The sequence below is a fragment of the Lishizhenia sp. genome, from assembly GCF_057456495.1.
In genome coordinates this window covers 1-3,795 of sequence record NZ_JBVCPV010000233.1, presented here as the reverse complement: position 1 = coordinate 3,795, position 3,795 = coordinate 1, and the positions used below count along the sequence as shown (strand labels likewise).

Annotated in this window: 3 protein-coding genes; all 3 read right to left on the bottom strand. The window is 37.7% G+C overall.

What is annotated here, in order from left to right; genetic code table 11:
- Window positions 1-240 precede the first annotated feature (240 nt).
- Window positions 241-1,260 (bottom strand): pirin family protein, encoded by a 1,020-nt coding sequence (locus AC22ZQ_RS13140; protein WP_318959221.1) that lies wholly within the window; start codon window positions 1,258-1,260, stop codon window positions 241-243.
- Window positions 1,261-1,586: 326 nt separating this feature from the next.
- Complete coding sequence (locus AC22ZQ_RS13135; protein WP_318959220.1) at window positions 1,587-3,032, bottom strand: adenosine deaminase; 1,446 nt, start codon at window positions 3,030-3,032, stop codon at window positions 1,587-1,589.
- 194 nt (window positions 3,033-3,226) lie between these two features.
- Window positions 3,227-3,721, bottom strand: coding sequence for a thiol peroxidase (gene tpx, locus AC22ZQ_RS13130; protein WP_318959219.1), 495 nt, complete (start codon window positions 3,719-3,721; stop codon window positions 3,227-3,229).
- Between the last annotated feature and the right edge of the window lie 74 nt (window positions 3,722-3,795).

Sequence of the window (3,795 nt, the reverse complement as noted above, 5' to 3'; positions counted from 1 at the left end):
GAAGGTAAATGGATGTGTTTCAATTACCGAATATAATATATTTTAAGTTGAAGGATAAGTGATTGTTGTCTGTTATTCATCTTGAAAGGTTTCTAGCATCCTTAAATCTTTCCTAAGTTCTAACCCTCAAACCCTCAAACCCTCAAACCATCAAACACTCGAACGCTCGAACTTCAACCCCTCAAACAAAAAAAGGAGCAAGCTAAAAAAAACTCACTCCTTTCAATATATTTTCATTGCTTACTTCACCACTTCGGTACCGTCCGCGAACTTGGCAAATCGTCCTTTGTTTTTGTCCCATACTTGTTCGCGCATGGGCCAAGGCCAGCCTCCAAATTCGGTTTGACGGTAAAGGGCCATGGTTTCATGTAGTTCTTGTTCAGTATTGGCAACAAAAGGTCCGTATTGTACCACAGGTTCTCCTATAGGTTTACCTTGTAGTAAAAGGATGGAAGCTTCTTCATCTCCATTTTCGATCGTTGTAGTTTGCGTTGCGTCTAATTTTAAACGTGCATGAGAATTAAGCAATTGACCATCTATAGTAAGCTCAGTACCTTCATGGAAATAGATGTTTCTATTCACAGCCTTGCTAGCGCTTGGTAGGGTAAATGTTGCTCCTGCTTCTAATTTAATGGTCCAAATGGCTATCTCGTTTTCGGGATCTGCTGCCCAAGAGTTTGGGTTGGGATCCAAAGCTTTGGTTCCGTTTAAAGTACCGGCAACTACTTTTACTTTCGCAAGCTTTCCTTTTTCATCTTTAAGTTCGACAACTGGAATATCCTCACTCCAAAGCATTTTGTAATGCGCATCTACTTTTTTACTCTTACTCGGTAGATTTAACCATATCTGAAAGAGCTCAAAAGGATTGTCTTTATCTGTATGCAATAAAGGGAACATTTCAGAGTGTTGAACCCCTTTACCTGCGGTTAACCATTGCACATCTCCATTCATAAATCTTCCTGCACCACCCAAAGAATCACTGTGGTCTACAGCTCCTTCTACAGCTATGGTTACAGTTTCAAAACCACTGTGTGGGTGATAGGGAAAACCGGGTACATTGCTCCCGTGGTACATTCTAAAATCAAGCTGTGGGTCAAAATCACTACCCATACTATGACCTGCTAACCTATCTTTATTTACTCCTAAACTTTCATTTCCCTTGGGGTAAGCGTCTTTGTGGTAAGCACAAAACATAAATGGATCTTCTGTTTTGAAGGGTGCTGCTAATGGCTCTGCACCTAATATTGAGTGTGTTTTCATCTTTCGTATTTATTTGCTTGGTCGCTATTGAATTCAATCCTTAGCGCTTATAGAGACCAAAATAGAGAATATTTGGGTTCCATAGAATTTAAAGCCCTTAGACTTTTAGTTTGTTAGTAGGGGTGACAAAATTTAAATATTTAAGCAGGCACCTTGAAGAAATCATATAAAAATTTAAGTCTAAACTTCGTTTTAGTATTTAAAGATTTAAAGAAAAAAGAGCTTCTTTTTAAATCTTTTGGTCTAATTTCAATTTAGAAGTATGTATCAAAAAGAAAGTCCCACCCAATTGGCAGGACTCTTTGTTTGAAAAACCTATGCGCTTCTTAGTTCTTGGCCATCATTGCTTCGAAAGCCTTGAATTTTGCATCCAACTTTGTATATTCTTTTTGCTTATCTTCTTCTGTTAAGAAAGAGTGGGTAATACTGTTGTAAACATATTGTTTAATTTCAGCATAAGTAGGTGAGTATCTACTTGCTAGCAACATGTATTGATTGCTTAAATTATTTCTCGAAACACCTGAATCATCCGTAGAAATGATCATAGGTACATCGTATTTCTTGTAAATTAAGTAGGGGTGTTCTTGCCCTTTAACACCTAAAATAAACTCGTTGCTTGTTAAGTTAATTTCAACCACAACAGCGCTGTCTTTCATGTATTCAATCAATTCTAGTGAACCACTTTCGTAAGGAATATCTACACCGTGACCTATACGTTGAGCATGTGCAATGTGTATAGCTTCATTGATATGGAAAGTTAAATTCTTCGGTCTAACCATACCTAAAGTTAATTCACCTGCATGTAAAGCTCTGTGCACAGTTGGGTACTTTCTGTTCAAATAATTGAACATCATCATGTGTAGGGTGTAATCCTCTAGTGCCGTTACGTTGTTCTCTGGAGCAACAATATTTACCCCTACGATTAAAGGAGTTTTAGAGCTCGCTATAAAAGCGGCAGACAAATCTGTATAAACTTCTAAAGGGTTCATTACACGGGCTGTATAGCTTTGGTAGCGTAGCGTGAAATCTTCGTCTTCCACTAAGGCATGTAAGCTATCTACTTCTGCAACAAAGGTTGTGATTCGGTTGTTGTAAGCAGCGTCTGTTTGGTAATAGGTATCTATTTGTGTTAATACAGCATCAACTTCTGCTTGTGTTTTAGCTTTCCTTAATTGAGCGACCATCGTGTCTGCATTTGGGTAGTTTTTACTACTCACACCAACAGAACTTAACATGGTTTCTAAATACTGGATGTTTTCTGCCTTTGCTCTTTCTTTCAATAAAGTCAAACCATCCAACATATATTCATCAGAAACAGTTCCGAAATATCCAAAAGTGTTAAAGAAGTTTTGATCTGGCGCAACTTGTTGGTGGTAGTGGTTGTCGTAGTCTTTGTCTGACCATAAAGTCAACAATTCTCTGTACAAAGCATCATTTGAGCGCAATTCAGCTACACTTATTAAATCTGTACCACTCGAAGCAGGAGATTTACTGATTTTTAAAGTAGTTTGATTTATACTCCAATTCTTCTTTTCTACCCAATCCAAGAAGGTTTCTGCGTATACACTACCAGTGTAATGGTGGTGTAAGTCGGCCCCTTTGGGCATATTGGTGAAGAAAAGGTTAAGTAAGGAAATCTGTGCATCACCTTCAATAACCTTATTGTAATAGGCAGCGGTAGCTTTAAAGTTTTTACTTTTTAAATCAATGTCTTGCGCTTGTAAACCAAAGGCCCCAAGAAGGGTCAAGACCATTAAACTGAGCTTTTTCATTTTTTAAGAATAGTGTGTTTGGGAGCTAAAGAAATAGAATTATTTCCATAGTTGAAACGAATTCATAGAGAAATCGATTTGACCATTGATTTATTAGTGTTTTACCCAGTAATTAAAGGGGAGAACAGGGAAGTGTATGCAATCAAAATTCTTAATGCAAAAAAAATCCCAAGCCAATTGGCCTGGGGTAATGATTATAGGGCGTTTAAAGCCTCTTCGTAATCGGGTTCATGAGAAACCTCAGGAACTTGTTGTGTATATTGAATTTTACCTTCTTTGTTTATAATAATGATATTGCGAGAGGGTAGACCTTGAAGTGGTCCGTCTACCATTTCTAAACCATAATTTTTGGCAAAAGACCCATTTTTGAAATCGGAAAGCATGACAACATTATCTATACCTTCTGCACCACAAAATCTTTGCTGCGTAAAGGGTAAATCTCTTGAAACACAGAGTACTTTTGTGTTTTCAAGGGCTGTAGCTCTTTTATTGAATTCACGCAATTCGGAGGAACAGGTGGAGGTGTCTACACTTAAAAAAGTGATTACGATCAATTGATAACCTTTAAAATCGGCCAAAGTCTTCGTACTCATGTCTGTTGCTGTGAGTTGAAAGTCTTTTGCCATTTCTCCTACTTTGGGAAGTTCTCCAGAGGTTTGTACCTCGTTTCCCTCTAATAATACTGCCATAACACGGGATATTAATTCAGTATCAATTTACAGCTTTTACGCCTGAATAAAAAAAATCCCCAAGTCAAAACTCG